The sequence below is a fragment of the Stieleria varia genome, assembly GCF_038443385.1.
Taxonomy (GTDB): Bacteria; Planctomycetota; Planctomycetia; order Pirellulales; family Pirellulaceae; genus Stieleria; species Stieleria varia.
The window spans coordinates 7,024,433-7,039,073 of sequence record NZ_CP151726.1 but is presented as its reverse complement, the minus strand read 5'-3'; the positions used below and the strand labels follow the sequence as shown (position 1 = coordinate 7,039,073).

The window sequence follows — 14,641 nt, the reverse complement described above, 5'->3', positions numbered from 1 at the left end:
ATCCCACCGCTACAGGATCTTTAACAAGATCCACTACCCTAAAAATATTCAGTTTGCACAACTTTAGCGACTCAGTACGGCCAGTACGACGGCGATCGTGATCAGTGTCGCGCCGGCGAGTCTGGTCAGCATCTTGCTGCGTCCCAAGTCGGCTTCGGCGCCTCCAAACCGACGCGCGATCAGCCAAGCCAACGATACGCCCCAGATTCCTCTCATCGAATAAACGACGTTGACCGCTGCGGCGTCGCCGAAGTTCGAGATCGTGAACACAATGCAGAAGGCTTGCATCGCGATCAGCAGACCGCCACCCAAGACGGCTTTTCGTAGCTGAGGATCACGAAGTTTCTGTCGCTGGATCCAGGGAGCAAAGCCGATGGAAAACACGGCGACAAACCAAAACATGATGGGGACCAGTCGTCCCACGCCGAATTCGGGAGACCATCGCTGCACGAGCACGTCAAAGAATGAAAAGCAGGTGCTGGCGGCCATCGCCGCAGCAATCGTGAATCCGAGCAGCCGATTCTTGCCAAGTCCGGTTCCCGTCCATTGGACCAAAGCGATTCCGGCGGTCGCCAGTCCGGCGGCGATCCAAATCGCCAGCGGCAAAGAGACGCCGCCGATGATGGTCAACAGTACCGCCACCATGATGACTTTGACGCCGAACATGGGTGCCGCGATCGAGACGTCACCGTGCGTGATCGCCACAAACGTTCCTACTTGGCCGCCGATGTACAGCAACGCGATCACAGCCGGCTGCCAAAGCTGCTGCAGTGTGGGAGTGTTGCCGCCTAGAAACCAAAGGGCTGAGAAGATCAAACCGGCCCACTGATTGGCAACGAAGGTAACGGTCCACGGACTGATACCGGCCGTGGTGGCACGTTTTAGCAGCAGCAGACCGAGGACAAACAAGATGCTCGCCATCAGCGGCATCAGCAGATGATATGGCACGTTCAGACTAACTTTGCGTCAATCGTCGATACGCCTCGTGATACTTTTCTGCCGTTTGACGAACGATGTCCTCGGGCAACTTCGGCGGATCACTTTGTTTGTCCCATCCGCATTGAGAAAGCCATTCGCGGACGAACTGCTTGTCAAACGACGGTTGGGCGTGACCGGGTTGATAAGTCTTGCTGTCCCAAAATCGAGAGCTGTCCGGAGTCAAGACTTCGTCGACCAGCACGAGTTCACCGTCGACCATGCCGAATTCGAATTTGGTGTCCGCGATCAAGATGCCACGTTCCGCCGCGATGTCAGACGCCGCGTTGTAGATCCCGATGCTTTGTTCCCTCAGTTGCAGAGCGAGCTCGCTGCCCAAGTCGGCGATCATGCGTCCGATTGTCACGTTCTCATCATGCCCCTCGACCGCTTTAGTTGCCGGCGTAAAGATCGGCTTGGGCAATCGATCGCATTGTGTCAGTCCGGCAGGCAACTTGTTCCCACAAATTTCGCCCGTTTCGTTGTATTCCCGCAGGCCGCTGCCCTCGAGATAACCGCGAACCACGCATTCAAAGGGGACCACCTCTGCTTTCTCCACAACCATCACGCGGCCCGCCAGCGGCGTCACGTCGAATTGCTGACCCAGTGTTTGGGGGACATCGGTGGAAATCAAGTGATGTCGGACGTCGAGCGTTTCGAACCAAAAGCGGCTCATCGACGTCAGTAATTCACCTTTTCCGGGTATTCCGCTCGGTAAAATGTAGTCGAACGCACTGATCCGATCCGTGCTGACGATCAGCAGATGTTGGCCCAGATCGTACACATCCCGAACTTTCCCGCTCCGCCTGGGCAGCGGCAGATGGGTGGCCAGCAATGCACCCGATTCATCCAGGGTGTAGAGGTCGGGCATTGTGTTTTCGTCCAGCGGGAGAGAGGAAATGGAGCGAATCGCTGCGGGCGATTGGATCGGAAAATGGTTCGGCAATGGTCAGGGCAATGGTCACGGCAATTTGATCATTTGTGGCGAAAACACGCAACTTTCTCCCTCATTTGGGATGATACCGCCCTGCCGATCGAATACTGTTGCAAACCCAATCTGAGCTGACAACCATGCGTCCTTTTCCGGCCGCTGGGGTGAGCTCAGGGGAGATCGCTGAGCCTGTCTCTTAACGCAACTTTCATGTGCAGAACGGGCATTCACTGGTGTACTTTTTTCCCGCTTGCAACCACATTACTGGCCTACGGCGACGGCACCACGAATGGTCCGTTCTGTCCGATGATCGGACAGAATCGCCAACAGAGAAGTTAACGATCCAAAGACCGTCCATTCTGCATGTCCACCAACAAGATCTTGATTGTTGAAGACTACTTGCCCCTTGCAGAGTCACTTGAGTACCAAGTCAAACGAGCGGGGTACGAGGTCTATCGCGCTTCCGATGGCAAGGAAGCGTTGGAGATGGCTCGCCTCTACTTGCCCGACGTGATCTTGCTCGATATCGACTTGCCACTGCTCAGCGGTATCGAGGTTTGCAAACAGTTGCGTGCCAATCCCAAGACCCGTGACATTCTGATTTTGATGCTGACCGCGATGGGCGAGGAATCTGACCAAGTGGTCGGATTTGCGGTCGGCGCCGACGACTACGTGGTCAAACCCGTTGAGAGCTACAAGGTGCTCCTGCAACGGATCAAGGCTCTACTGCGTCGTCGGGAACCGGTCGTGGACGATAGCGATTCGTTCAGCCATCGAGACGTCACCGTGGACCGACGACGGTTTGTTGTTTCGATTGGCGGTGATCAGTTGAAACTGACCAAGAGCGAGTTTCGATTGCTAGAGACTTTGATCCGCCAACCGGGACGGGCATTCGGGCGCAGCGAGCTCGTGGACGCTGCGTTGGGAGAAGACACGATCGTCCTGGATCGAACGATCGACGTTCACGTTCGTGCGCTTCGCAAGAAAATGGGCGACGCCGCCGATTTGATCGAAACGGTTCGCGGAGTGGGATATCGTTTCAAGGAATAAGTGTGACACGCGACCTCTCCCGCGGGGTCTGGACTGCTCAAAGTTTGGTGTTGACATTGTTTTTTCAGTCCATGTTTTCGTTCTATGCATCGCAATCAAAGTGAGCCTCAGGCGCTAGCCGTGGGCCGGCACCACAATCCGCCTCAGGCCCACGGCTAGCGCCTGAGGCTCACTGGGGGCCACCAGCTGCGCCGGCAGTAGAGACATAAACTTGCGCAAACCCAAAAAGAAACAACACCAAACTTTGAGCAGTCCAGCGAGTCGCGTGAATAATCCAGGATCACGTCAGACCCGATGACCGGTCAATTGGACGTTTCTCGCCGCGTCTCTGCCTTTTTTGCTGGCGTTTTCATGGAAAGATTGGATGCACGTGTATACTCAACATGGAGAACCATGCTGTGTCACCACGCCCCCCCCCGGAGCCCCGCCCGTTGCGAAATCCCGTCGTTGCCACCCCTCCCAGGCTTTGTTTGTTCGTCGTAGCCGTTTCTGCATTCTGCTTTCCCGGCGCACCTCGCTGGGCCGGGCAGAGAGGGCGATCGCTGCATGAAAGAGTGCTCACGTGCTTGGTGATGATCTTCGCGGCGGTGGGCGGATATTCTCCGAAGGCGTCTGCCCAGCTCCCACAAACCGCCCCACGAGCAACTGACCGCGTCTCCGTCGCTGATGATCGATGCCGCTTTGCTTTGCTGATCGGAATCAATCAGTACCCCAAGCTCAAGGCATCCGAGCAGCTACGTGGATGTCTCAACGACGTGGAGCTGATGCGTCAACTGCTGACGGTGCACTCGGGGTTTGAGGACGAATCCATTGTCACGCTGACCGACGCACAGGCGACGCGTGAGGGCATCACGCGGGAGCTTGACTTGTTGCAGCAGCGGGTGCTGCAATGCAATCGCTCGGGCAAAGCCGCCCAGGTGGTGCTGCATTACAGTGGACACGGCTCACAAGTTCTCGACCAAATGTCGGGGCCGCTGCGTGACGAGCCGAATTTCTACGACCAAACCCTCGTGCCGTACGATGCCGAAAAGGTCGGCGGTGAGAAGGACATTCGTGACGATCAGTTGCATCAATGGGCGTGTGACATCGCTGCGAATCCAAGAAATCGTTTGTTCGTGGTGCTGGATTGCTGCCACAGCGGCACCGGCTTGCGGGGCCTGAAACGATATCGCCGACTGGATCGAACGCTGCCGTCACCCCAGCAGGATCGGTTCGCTCCGATCGCCCGCCCCGCTGCGTTGCCAGTCGGCGCGGCGGTGATTTCGGCATGTCGTTCGGATCAGTTGGAGCCCGAGTACGACGCTGATGGTGAACCGTACGGACTGTTGACTTACTGGGTGTGCCGAATCGCCACGCAAAATGCAACGGCAACAACCGTGCAGCTCGACAAACTCTCCGATGAATTGAAACGACAATACAAAGAACTGGCAAAGCTGCAGACCAGCCCTGAGCCGCAATTGGAGATGTCGGGAGCGATAGCGACGTCCAATGTTTTGTTCGTGCGTCCTGCTTCCGAACGACGATTCGCCCCGATCGTGATCGGCTCCAGCGGCGACGTCACCGTCAACGCGGGCATTCTGGACTCGGTCCGCGTCGGGGACCGATTTCCTGTATTGGATTCTTTGGAAACGACCAGCGGTGCAGCGGTTGGTGAAATCGAGTTCACTCGTGTCGGCGTGTCGCAGTCTCGCGGATTGATCACATGGTCAGGCAATCAACAGCCGCCGACAAAGAACGGTTTTTGGTGTGAGATCAGACCGGCCAGTGCATCCAGCGATTCGCTTTCCATTGCTTTGACTAACTCCCAGGGCGAGTCGCCCGATGAGATCTTGCGTCAGCTCCCCGAGCTTCGTCATTCTCAGATCAACTACGTCGGTCAGTCTTCGCAAACGCAGCATTCAATCCATCTTGATGACCGGCAAATGGTGATCAGTCGGGTGATCAGTCATGCGAGTGCGGAGGATGGTTCGTCCACAAGTCATGTGATCGCGAGAGACGGGACGTTTGCGAGCAAGGCACAGGAGCTGGTCCAGAGACTGGTGGCGACCGAGCAGTTTGCCTCGATGCTTCTCAGCGAAAATCGAACGAGTCAAGAAAGCGAACCATTGCAGGTCGAGTTGGTCGTTGGGGGGATCGTGGACGGACAATACAAGTTCTCGCCTGTTACACCAGCGGCCGACGGGTTGCCTACTCTGAAAACAGGAGACGTCTACGCGTTGCAGATCAGCGATCCCCGCGCGCGATCACGCTTGCTCTACGCCAGCGTGATCCACATCGATCCTGCGTTCGAAATGGCCGTGATGTGTCCGACGGAATTCACGGCGACGGATCCGGATCAGCAGCGGATCTCGATGCCAGACGGGTTGCTGACGCGATCATTTGTTTGCAATGGAGACAGTCTGTTGCCCCGGAATCACCCAGATTTCAAGGCACCGCAAGACGGCGTCCACCGCGCACTGATAATCGTTTCCGACCAACCGCCTAACCTTTCGCAATTGTTTCGGGTGACCCAGCGGGCGAGCGGAACAAAAACGCTTGGCAGCAAATCGATCAGCAAACCTAAAGATCCATGGTGGACGGCGAAGTTGATAAGCTGGAAAAGCGAGTAGCCTTGTAGCGATTGGAATTGCCTGGCTTGGGATTCAATGGACCAGGGTCATGGAAAAAAGATCGTTCTTGCAACTGAAATCTGGGAAGGGCATGTCGGATCATTCGTTTTAGCCAATAGAATGCTGAACCGATCGCGATAGAGAGACATCAAAATGAGGAATAATCATATGCGTTTGATCTGGACCTTTGCCGCTTTGTTTTCGGTGACCGTCATTGGTGTTTCGACCGCTCGGGCGCAGATTGCGATCGCAGGGGGGGATTCCAGTGGAAACGAAGTCGAGGAGTCGGCGGCGCCTGCGGACTTGAATTCCAAGCCTCGATTGCTGATCGAGACGGGAGCGTTCAACAGTCAGATTCGGGCGATCGCGTTCAGCGGCGACGGTCAATACGTCGGTGCGAGCACCGATTCTGATATCCGAATTTGGGAAGTCGAAACGGGCGAGTTGTATCACACGATTCGCGGTTTTTCAAAGGAAGACTCGGGGATCATCACGTCGCTCGCGGTCGATCCGCAAAACAACTACCTTGCGGTCGCGGTTTTGACCGAACATGGATCGTACGTCAGAACCTGTGCTTTGGACAATCTGGATGTCACGGCCGGATATTGGGGCAATCCCGAGGTGCCCGGTCAACTCGGCAACGGCGTGACGGTCGGAAAACGCTCCGCGCGACACTTGACCTTCAGCGGCGACGGCAAGTACTTGGCGTTTGTTTCGACCTACCTTACTCCCGGAGAGAACGGGTTCGGGCTTGGCAGCTCTTACATGTTGTTTGATTGGGAAAAAGATGAGATGCTGCTGTCAGAACCCGTGACAGAGTTGGAGGAAGGGGAGGGTTACGACGAACTGTTCGGAACGTCCACTTTGCCGCAAGCCGGATTCTTTTTCGGCAGCAATCGCTACTACATCCAGCCTTTCTTTGGAGAAGCCTACGACGCTGTTGCCGACGAATCGGTTTCCTACGATGCGAGTCCTGAATTGCAATGGTACGGTCGCCTGGAGGATCGCGTAGAACAGTATTACCAAAATGTGGATGGATTCGTAGGGCATGGACATGGCGATGTGCAGAAACGCAAGTTCGCGGTCGCATACTCGGCGAAAAAGAATGGCCGTGACTACTACCAGTGCGACATCTTCAGCGGCGAGAACGCATCTCCGACCGCCAGCTACAAAGGTCTCTTGTGGGCACCGTCGGACGTCAAGGTTTCGTATGACGGCCAGCGAGTCGCGGTGGGTGACGCGTTGGGGAACGTGTACGTGTTGGATTCTGCGACCGGGAAACCGATCTTTCGATCCAAATCCATTGCCGATTCCATGTACGCCGCCTCTCTGGATCAAAGCAAAGGTATTCTGGCGTTTGGAAATCGTCCCAATTCGGGCGCGGACTGGAAATTCAATGACTACGCGAAACTCAAGGATGGATTTGATCTCCGCAACCGACGCTTGATCGAATCACCCGAGGGCGATTTCCCTCGTGCAAAGACGACTTTGTACGGCGTGACGACCACGCGAATGCGGAACGACAAGGGGCAGTTTGTCAACGTCGTTGCGGCAGGCCAAGAAGACTTTGCGACGACCCCATTCGTCAAACCATTCTTTACATACACCCTGGCGAAAGGCAATCACGACAATGAAGTCATGATGTTTCGTGGCGGTTCGGTGTCGCTGGTGGCCGACGCGATCAAGATCGGTGCCATCAATCCCCGACCAGGTGTTCCCGGCCGCGGAAATTCGGTTGCGGCGGGTAGCATCGAAAAATCGTCGGTCGCCTCCGACGTCAACCTGACGAAAGACGATCGATTCGTGACCGCGGCATGGACCGACGGATCGGTTTGCATCTATCGCAAGAGCGACTTTGAAACGCGAACGCTGGGCAGAACACCCTACGCTGCGGTGCCCACCGGTTCGGGAACGGAGTTCAGCCACTATGCCAATTGGCGCGTGTCAGAAATCTACGACCAAAACGCGGTCGGCGATCTGCGTGTCGGCGACATCATCAGTGGCATCAACGGCTCCATGCCCTTTGCCTTTGCCGGTCAGTTCATGAACATGCAAGACGGCAATGAGCCTGGTGACGTCCTGGATTTGACGATTCTTCGTGGAGACCAGGAAGTGGTGATCCCCGTGACATTGCTCGGCAACGGTGTCCCATCGGGGTCTTATGTACAACCCGTGTTGACGTTCTTTACCACCAAACGTGGTGACTGGATTCTCTTCACCCCAGAAGGCTACTACGACGCTTCATTGGGTGGGCACGACTTGATCGGCTGGAAGGTCAATCGAGGACCGGATGAGACCGCCAACTTTTTCAGCGCTCGACAACTTCGTCAGACGCTCTATCGCCCCGATGTGATCGACCAAGTCATCGAGGCGATCTTGAACGGAGATCCCGATGGCGCACGCCCTGATTTGAACAAAGTTGTTAGTGATGAGCCTCGGCTCCCCAATGCGATCGCATCGCCGACTCTCGACTTGCGAAATCAAGAAAGCTTTCAGAGCATTTTGCCACCGACCGTCGCCATCCAGGGAGCACCCGAGGACGGTCAAGTTGCTGGCGATAAGATCAAACTGACGATCGTCGCGACGCCGCAAAACAACTTGCCGGTCAAATCCGTGGTGCTGTTGGTCAACGGGCGGCCACCGACCGGCGTTTTGCCCAAGCCCCAGCAAAACGACGACGGCAGCATGACCCTCGTTCACACCATCGCGTTGCCAGAAGGACGCACGGATATCACAGCGATTGCCACCAACTCGGCCGCCAGCAGCTCTCCCAGCGTTGTCAGTTTGACCCGACAAGGCGGGGACACATCAGACGTCATCAAACCCAAGATGTTCGTACTGGCAATCGGCGTTGCTGACTACTTGATCGATGACTACGACCTGCAGTTTGCCGCCAAGGATGCAACTGCGTTTGCCGCCGCGTTCAAATCGCAGGAGGGGAAATTCTATCGTGAAGTCGAAACCAAGATTCTGACGGATGCAGGTGCCACGCGTTCGGCGATTCAGGACGGCATGGACTGGCTCTATCGGAGCGTCACGCAAAACGACATTGCGGTCGTGTTCATCAGTGGACATGGCGAAGTCGACTCGCGTAAGAACTTTTACTTCTGCAACCACGAGACCGATGCCGAACGCCTGAGGGCCACGGCGCTGTCTTACACCGAAATCGAACGCATGGTTCAAGAAATGCCGTGCAAGATCCTGTTGTTTGCCGACACCTGCCACAGCGGCTCGACTCGCGGCGCAAAATCGCTTCGTGACCCTTGGGCCGACCTGGTGTCCAGCGAAGTGGGCGCGATCATGTTTGCCAGCAGCACCGTCCAGGAAGAAAGCTTGGAGCGTGACGAGTGGGGGCACGGCGCTTTCACGTACGCGTTCTTGGAGGCGATGCGAAAGAAAGAGACCGACCAGACCGGTGATGGATACATCTCGATCACCGAACTGGAACTGAGCATCGCCGAACGCGTTCGCGAGTTGACCGATGGCCAACAACATCCGACGACCCAAAAGCCGCCGACGATTCGCAACTTTAATCTTGCGGTCAGTGGCACCGAGTAGGCTGTCGCAGTTCATTCCCGCAGCACTAGAGGATTCGCTTGGGCGGAATGATCGTGTTGGACACGAGCAGACCGCCCACCAAACTGATCGCGATCAGGATCATGGCAAATCCGTACTGTACGCCTTCGACCACCTGCTGCTCCAGCAGCGCCGAAAGCGAACGGTAGCCGAGCGAGCCGGGAACCAAGATCAACATTCCCGGCGTCGATGGAACCAGAGCTGGCAGATCCAGCAATCTCGCATACAAGTTGCTGCCGCATCCGACCACCAGCGCCCCGCTGAACGCTGCGACTTCGATACCGAATCGCGGCTCCATTGACCAACTGGTGATGACGCCCAGAATGGAAACCGAAGCGATGATCGGCCATTGTTTGATGCCGGCTCGGAAGACAATGGAGAAGGCGATCGGCGCGATGGCCAAGGCGCCCCATCGCCAAATCGTGTCCAGTGGCTCGGCGTGGGCGATCGCCGGACGCATGGAATCAGCCACACGCCAAACCAAGGCCACACCGACGAACAAGGTTGCCAGGGAAACCATCGCACCAGCGAGTCTGGCGACGCCTGCGGAAAGATGCCCCACCGCCAACTCGGTCAGAGCGACGGTCAGTCGCAAGCCTGGAATCAACACGATCAGTCCAGCCAAGGTCACCAATCGGTCATCGATCGGAAACCAATACCGAGAAATCAGTAAAGACGTCAGAGCAGCGACGACACCCGCCAGGGGTTCCAGCAATCCGACCTCGAGCTTCCAACGCTGGTGCAAAAACTCGATGAGCGTCACGAGCAAACCCACCATGCCGGCCACGAACACTTCCCAACCAGAGCCGCCAAAGAACACTGCGACCGTCGCGCACGCAACCGAACAGGCCGCCGCATAAACCGGTTTGCCGTACAAGCTGCGGGACTCGTCGATGCGAACCAGTTCCGTTCGGGCAAATTCGATCGTCGCATCGCCAGATTCGACTTTCCCAAGCAGTTGGTCAAAGCGAATCAGTTTGTCAACGTCGATGGGGCCGGAATGGACGCGTCGAATCACCGTGACTTCTTCATCCAGTTGGTCATTCGTTGGCAATGGTTTCCCAACGGCCGGCTGCAGTGAAATCACGAGCGCCGTCGGCGTGTACAGAAACTCGCCACAGACGCCGATCGACTGGGCGACCTTGCCCATCACGCGTTCGAGTCGATGGGAAGGCGTGCCGTATCGATGCAGCATGATCGCGGCTTCGATGAGAAAAGCATAATGATCGGATTGCTGATCGGGTGTGCGCATGCGAACGTCTGGAGAGGGAATGACTCAATGACGCTGCATGTTAACGTGCAAAGCGAAGATCGACGATTGTTCGACGACCATCCGACACAACGAATTGCTTACCCTGGGCTCGGCGCGGCTATTTTGCGTCGATGATTTCCTGCGGGACTTGCGTTCGGAACGATTCGTAGGAATACACCAGCTTGGGCCAGGGGGCGAATTCGGGCATGTTCATCGACAGGCAGTGCAGTGATCCTTGCAAGGCCTTCATGCTGGTCAAGTCGACCGTTTCGACGACTTTGCCAGGCGCCAGTCTTTCATAGGTCGCCTTCGCCGCCGCCAGGACATCGGGTGGATCGGAGTCGAACGTGGACATCAGGATCAGATTTCCAGCCATGATGATGTTTGTGTACGAACTCCACTGCGTTCCATCACGAGTCGGCATCGGAATCCGCGAGACCCGTAGCGGTTTCCCCTCCACAGTGACTTGGCCGAGTCGTTGTGCGTTACGATCCAGAATGGCGGCGTTGATGGGATCACGGAATCGATCCAGTTCTCCGACCAACACATGATCCTTGTCGAGAAACGTCAGGAACATGTCCACGTGTTTGGTGATCTCGTTTTGCAGTGGCTCCAAGACCACCAACTCGCTCAAATTGCACGCCCGTTTGAACTCGCTGGTCACCATATTGCGCCGCTCAAGTTCGGGATCGAAGGGACGAGACTGATGAGGAAAACGAATGTAGTTGTCTTCAAAGATCCGCGTGCTGGTGACCCCGAGACCTTGGCCGTTGAAAATCAAATTGCCGCCTTGCACGGTCCAGCGAACCGTTCGCATCGGGACGCTGGTCGCGCTCGCCCAAGTGACCGGCATCTTGTCATCACGCGGCCGACTGCCTTCGTAGAAGAAATCGATCGAGAGACAGCCGTCATCGGTCGCGGCCAATCGTGGGCCGTAGTCCCGCATCCAAATCGTGTCCAATTCCATGGGCGAAAAGTAGACGTGCGACAAAGGCAGTCCGGTTCGCGCCAACGCGACGATCGCAGGGCTGAGCTGTTTCAAATCGTTGTACAGAATCAACAAGTTGACTTGGCCGGCCGTCTTCTCAGCAATCTGTGTCAGAACCGGGAAATGATGGGGCTGCCAATCACTGATGCTCAATAGGACAGCCCGTTGCGGCTCGAACTCGCCGGGCAGCCGAATGGGAGTCAGTTGCGTCGATTCCGACGAAGTGCTCGTGCTGACGGTTGTGCGTTGGGACTGAGCCCAAGCCGACGAGAGAACGCTGCAAAGGCAGGCAGTGGCAAGCAACCGGGAGAAGAGGCGTTGGAAAATCACTGAGAGATGCATGGCTTGTGGGTTGCAGAGATCCCGACCTGGAAAACGGATGCGTGGTTCTTCGCCGGGTAGTCTCACCGGTTCATTCCACCGGTTCATTCCACCGGGCGGTGTTTCACCCACCAATCTAATCCGAGTTTTGCCACATCAAAGCCAGCAGCTCGTCGATTTCGTGAGAGGCGAGGTACGCTGGTGGTTTGGGACAGCTAGAAGTTAGGGTTTAACGTAGTGGATCTTGCCAAAGATCCCACCGCTACAGGATCTTTAACAAGATCCACTACCCTAAAAATAAGTTGTCCCAGACCACTAGAGCATCGTCCAGTCTTGATCTTGGGGTTAGCCGTTTTGGCGTTAGCCACGGTTGAGTCGCGAAAACCGTGGCTAACGCCAAAACGGCTCATTTATCAAACCCACGTTCCAAGACTGGACGATGCACTAGTCCGGATTATTCGTCTGCCACAGCGAGGTAGCGCCGATTCCCAAACATGGGTGCAAGAACCAGACGCTATCGCGTGGCGGCTGATATGCGCAGACGGTTGTGGTGGAAGTCTTCGCAATCCGTTTGGTGCAAACGAACATTGCTGCTGTCAAACGTCTGTCTTCATCGCTACAATCGCCGCAATCCGTCTTCGGTCATCGGTGTCGGAATGTCAAAATCCACTTCGTCGATCCGTTGCATGGTTTGCTCGTCCAGGATCAAGTCCTTGGCCGCCATGGATTGCTCCAGTTGTTCCAAGCTGGTTGCCCCGATGATGGTCGATGCGACGAAATCGTGTTGACGGCTCCAGGCCACCGCGAGTGCGGTCACGGACGTACCGATGCTTTGGGCAATTTCCGTCAGACGAGCGACGGTTTCCCGCGTGCGAGGGTTGACGAAACGCCGTGCCATGCGTTTCTGGCGTTCTTCGCCTTCGGTCAAATAATGCGTGAATCGAGCACCCGGCGGCGGGACGTCTTGGTACTTTCCCGTCAGCACGCCACCGCCAAGAGGCGAGTAGGGCAGCAAGCTGATCGACTCACGACGGCAGACTTGCGCCAGCTCGCTTTCGCAACGACGGTTGATCAAGCTGAAATTGTTTTGCACCGTTTCGTAACGATCGACATCGTAAACGTCGGCCGCCCAACAGGCTTTCATCATCCCCCAGCAGGTCTCGTTACTGGCACCGATCGCACGAACCTTGCCCTCGTCCCGTAGTTCCGTCAGCACCCCGAGGACTTCTTCATACGGCATGCCATGATCGGGCCAATGTGTTTGATACAGATCGATGTAGTCGGTATCGAGTCGACGCAGGGAGTCTTCGCAAGCCGCGACGATCTGTTGGCGATCCAGAGACGTTTTGCCATGCCGCACCGGCGGTTTGAACCAACCATGTCCCGGACCGGTGACTTTCGATGCCACGATCACCGCGTCCCGGGGCTTGTCTTTCAACCAACGTCCGAAAATTTGCTCGGTCACACCAAACAGTTCCGCCGAGGGCGGCACGGGGTAGAGTTCCGCGGCATCAAAGAAATCGATCCCGTGATCCCAGGCGGCATCACAGATCTGATGGCTGAGTCGTTCGTTGCATTGGCCGCCGAACGTCATGGTGCCCATGCAAATGTCACTGACTGAAATGCCGCTCTTGCCAAGTCTTCGTTGCTGCATCAAATCGTCTAGGTGGTGGGTAAGGTGCTAGCCCCGATTATTCATCAGCCGCAGCGCGATAGCGTCCGGTTCCCAATTATAGGCGTGAGAACCGGACGCTATCGCGTGGCGGCTGATATGCGCGGACTATTGTCGTACCAACCCTCGCAAGCCGTTTCGTGCAAACGTGTTGCGAAGTTTGTAGCGAGTCGCGTGAATAATCCGGGCTTGAAATCTGCTCGCGATGGAGTTACGTGACCCTTCCAAGGCCGGTACGGTTCAGCCATCGATGGTATGATACAAGTTCCCACCCACAAATCACCCACCCCCTCCATCTGGATGAAAGAAGCGATGATGCGGCAATTGAATTTGCTTCCCATGGGCCGACATGTTTTCGGCAGGTCCGTTCTGCTCAGCGTCTTTTTCTTGTCGCTTTGCCTCGCTCCGTTGGGTAACGCACAAGAACCAGCCCCGTACGAGCATGGGCCGGATTCGCAAGTCGATGACTCGGTTCCCAAGGGCAAGGTGACACAGCACACTTGGCTGGAGAGCAACGTCTACCCCGGGACTAAGCGGCGTTACAGCGTTTATGTTCCCGCACAGTACGACGGCAAGACGCCCGCGGCGTTGATGGTTTTTCAAGACGGTCACGCGTTCGAGGGAGTGGACGGTGATTTTCGCCTGCCCGTCGTGTTTGACAATCTGATTGCCAAGGGCGACATGCCAGTCACCATCGCCGTCATGATCGATCCAGGCCACAAAGGTGAACTTCCTGAAACCCGAGGCTGGCGTCCTCAGCCGGCGAACCGAAGTGTCGAATACGACAGCGTTACCGGAGACTATGCTGAGTTTCTGCTGACAGAAATATTGCCGGAGGTAGAAAAGGAATACTCGATCACCAAGAATCCCGAATTGCGAGCCGTTTGCGGAAACAGCTCGGGCGGCATCTGCGCGATGAGCGTTGCATGGTTCCGACCTGATCAGTTTCGTAAGGTGCTCAGTCACATCGGCAGCTTTGTCGATCTACGCGGCGGGCATGCGTACCCGCCGATGATTCGCAAATCGAAAAAGAAACCGATTCGAGTGTTCCTGCAAGACGGCGAAAATGATTTGGACAACCCATTCGGCAACTGGCCGCTGGCGAATCAACAGATGGCCAAGGCATTGGCCTTCAAAGACTACGACTATCGCTTCGTGATGGGAACGGGCGCGCACAACGGCAACCACGGCGGTGCGATCTTTCCCGATTCGTTGCGGTGGTTGTGGCGTGGATGGCAAGACGAAACTCCCTGACTGGAATTGACAC

General features: G+C 56.2%; 9 protein-coding genes. 4 read left to right on the top strand and 5 right to left on the bottom strand.

Going from position 1 to position 14,641, the window contains the following annotated elements; translation table 11 throughout:
• Positions 1 to 63: 63 nt before the first annotated feature.
• Both Pla52nx_RS23690 and Pla52nx_RS23685 read right to left on the bottom strand, forming a co-directional pair.
• Positions 64 to 948, bottom strand: a complete 885-nt coding sequence (locus tag Pla52nx_RS23690; protein ID WP_146518568.1) for a DMT family transporter — start codon at positions 946 to 948, stop codon at positions 64 to 66.
• Positions 949 to 955: 7 nt separating this feature from the next.
• A complete protein-coding gene (locus tag Pla52nx_RS23685; protein ID WP_146518567.1) occupies positions 956 to 1,846 on the bottom strand; it encodes a phosphoribosylaminoimidazolesuccinocarboxamide synthase in 891 nt (296 codons plus the stop codon).
• A gap of 423 nt (positions 1,847 to 2,269) precedes the next feature.
• Here Pla52nx_RS23685 and Pla52nx_RS23680 point away from each other — a divergent pair, with 423 nt between their 5' ends.
• From Pla52nx_RS23680 to Pla52nx_RS23670, 3 genes are all read left to right on the top strand, one after another.
• Positions 2,270 to 2,956 carry a winged helix-turn-helix domain-containing protein gene (locus tag Pla52nx_RS23680; RefSeq protein ID WP_146518566.1) on the top strand — a complete coding sequence of 229 codons (687 nt, stop codon included), beginning with the start codon at positions 2,270 to 2,272 and terminating at the stop codon, positions 2,954 to 2,956.
• 572 nt (positions 2,957 to 3,528) lie between these two features.
• On the top strand, positions 3,529 to 5,565 hold the full coding sequence (locus Pla52nx_RS23675; RefSeq protein WP_231741749.1) for a caspase family protein: 2,037 nt from the start codon (positions 3,529 to 3,531) through the stop codon (positions 5,563 to 5,565).
• 153 nt (positions 5,566 to 5,718) lie between these two features.
• Entirely contained in the window at positions 5,719 to 9,123 is a 3,405-nt protein-coding gene (locus Pla52nx_RS23670; RefSeq protein WP_146518564.1) for a caspase family protein, read from the top strand.
• A gap of 25 nt (positions 9,124 to 9,148) precedes the next feature.
• Here Pla52nx_RS23670 and Pla52nx_RS23665 read toward each other — a convergent pair whose 3' ends face one another.
• The 3 genes from Pla52nx_RS23665 to Pla52nx_RS23655 form a co-directional block, all read right to left on the bottom strand.
• Entirely contained in the window at positions 9,149 to 10,393 is a 1,245-nt protein-coding gene (locus Pla52nx_RS23665) for a threonine/serine ThrE exporter family protein (RefSeq protein ID WP_146518563.1), read from the bottom strand.
• A gap of 118 nt (positions 10,394 to 10,511) precedes the next feature.
• On the bottom strand, positions 10,512 to 11,789 hold the full coding sequence (locus tag Pla52nx_RS23660; RefSeq protein WP_342190245.1) for an agmatine deiminase family protein: 1,278 nt from the start codon (positions 11,787 to 11,789) through the stop codon (positions 10,512 to 10,514).
• Positions 11,790 to 12,318: 529 nt separating this feature from the next.
• Positions 12,319 to 13,356, bottom strand: coding sequence for an aldo/keto reductase (locus tag Pla52nx_RS23655; protein ID WP_146518562.1), 1,038 nt, complete (start codon positions 13,354 to 13,356; stop codon positions 12,319 to 12,321).
• 330 nt (positions 13,357 to 13,686) lie between these two features.
• Here Pla52nx_RS23655 and Pla52nx_RS23650 point away from each other — a divergent pair, with 330 nt between their 5' ends.
• Entirely contained in the window at positions 13,687 to 14,628 is a 942-nt protein-coding gene (locus Pla52nx_RS23650) for an alpha/beta hydrolase (RefSeq protein WP_342190244.1), read from the top strand.
• Positions 14,629 to 14,641: the final 13 nt, after the last annotated feature.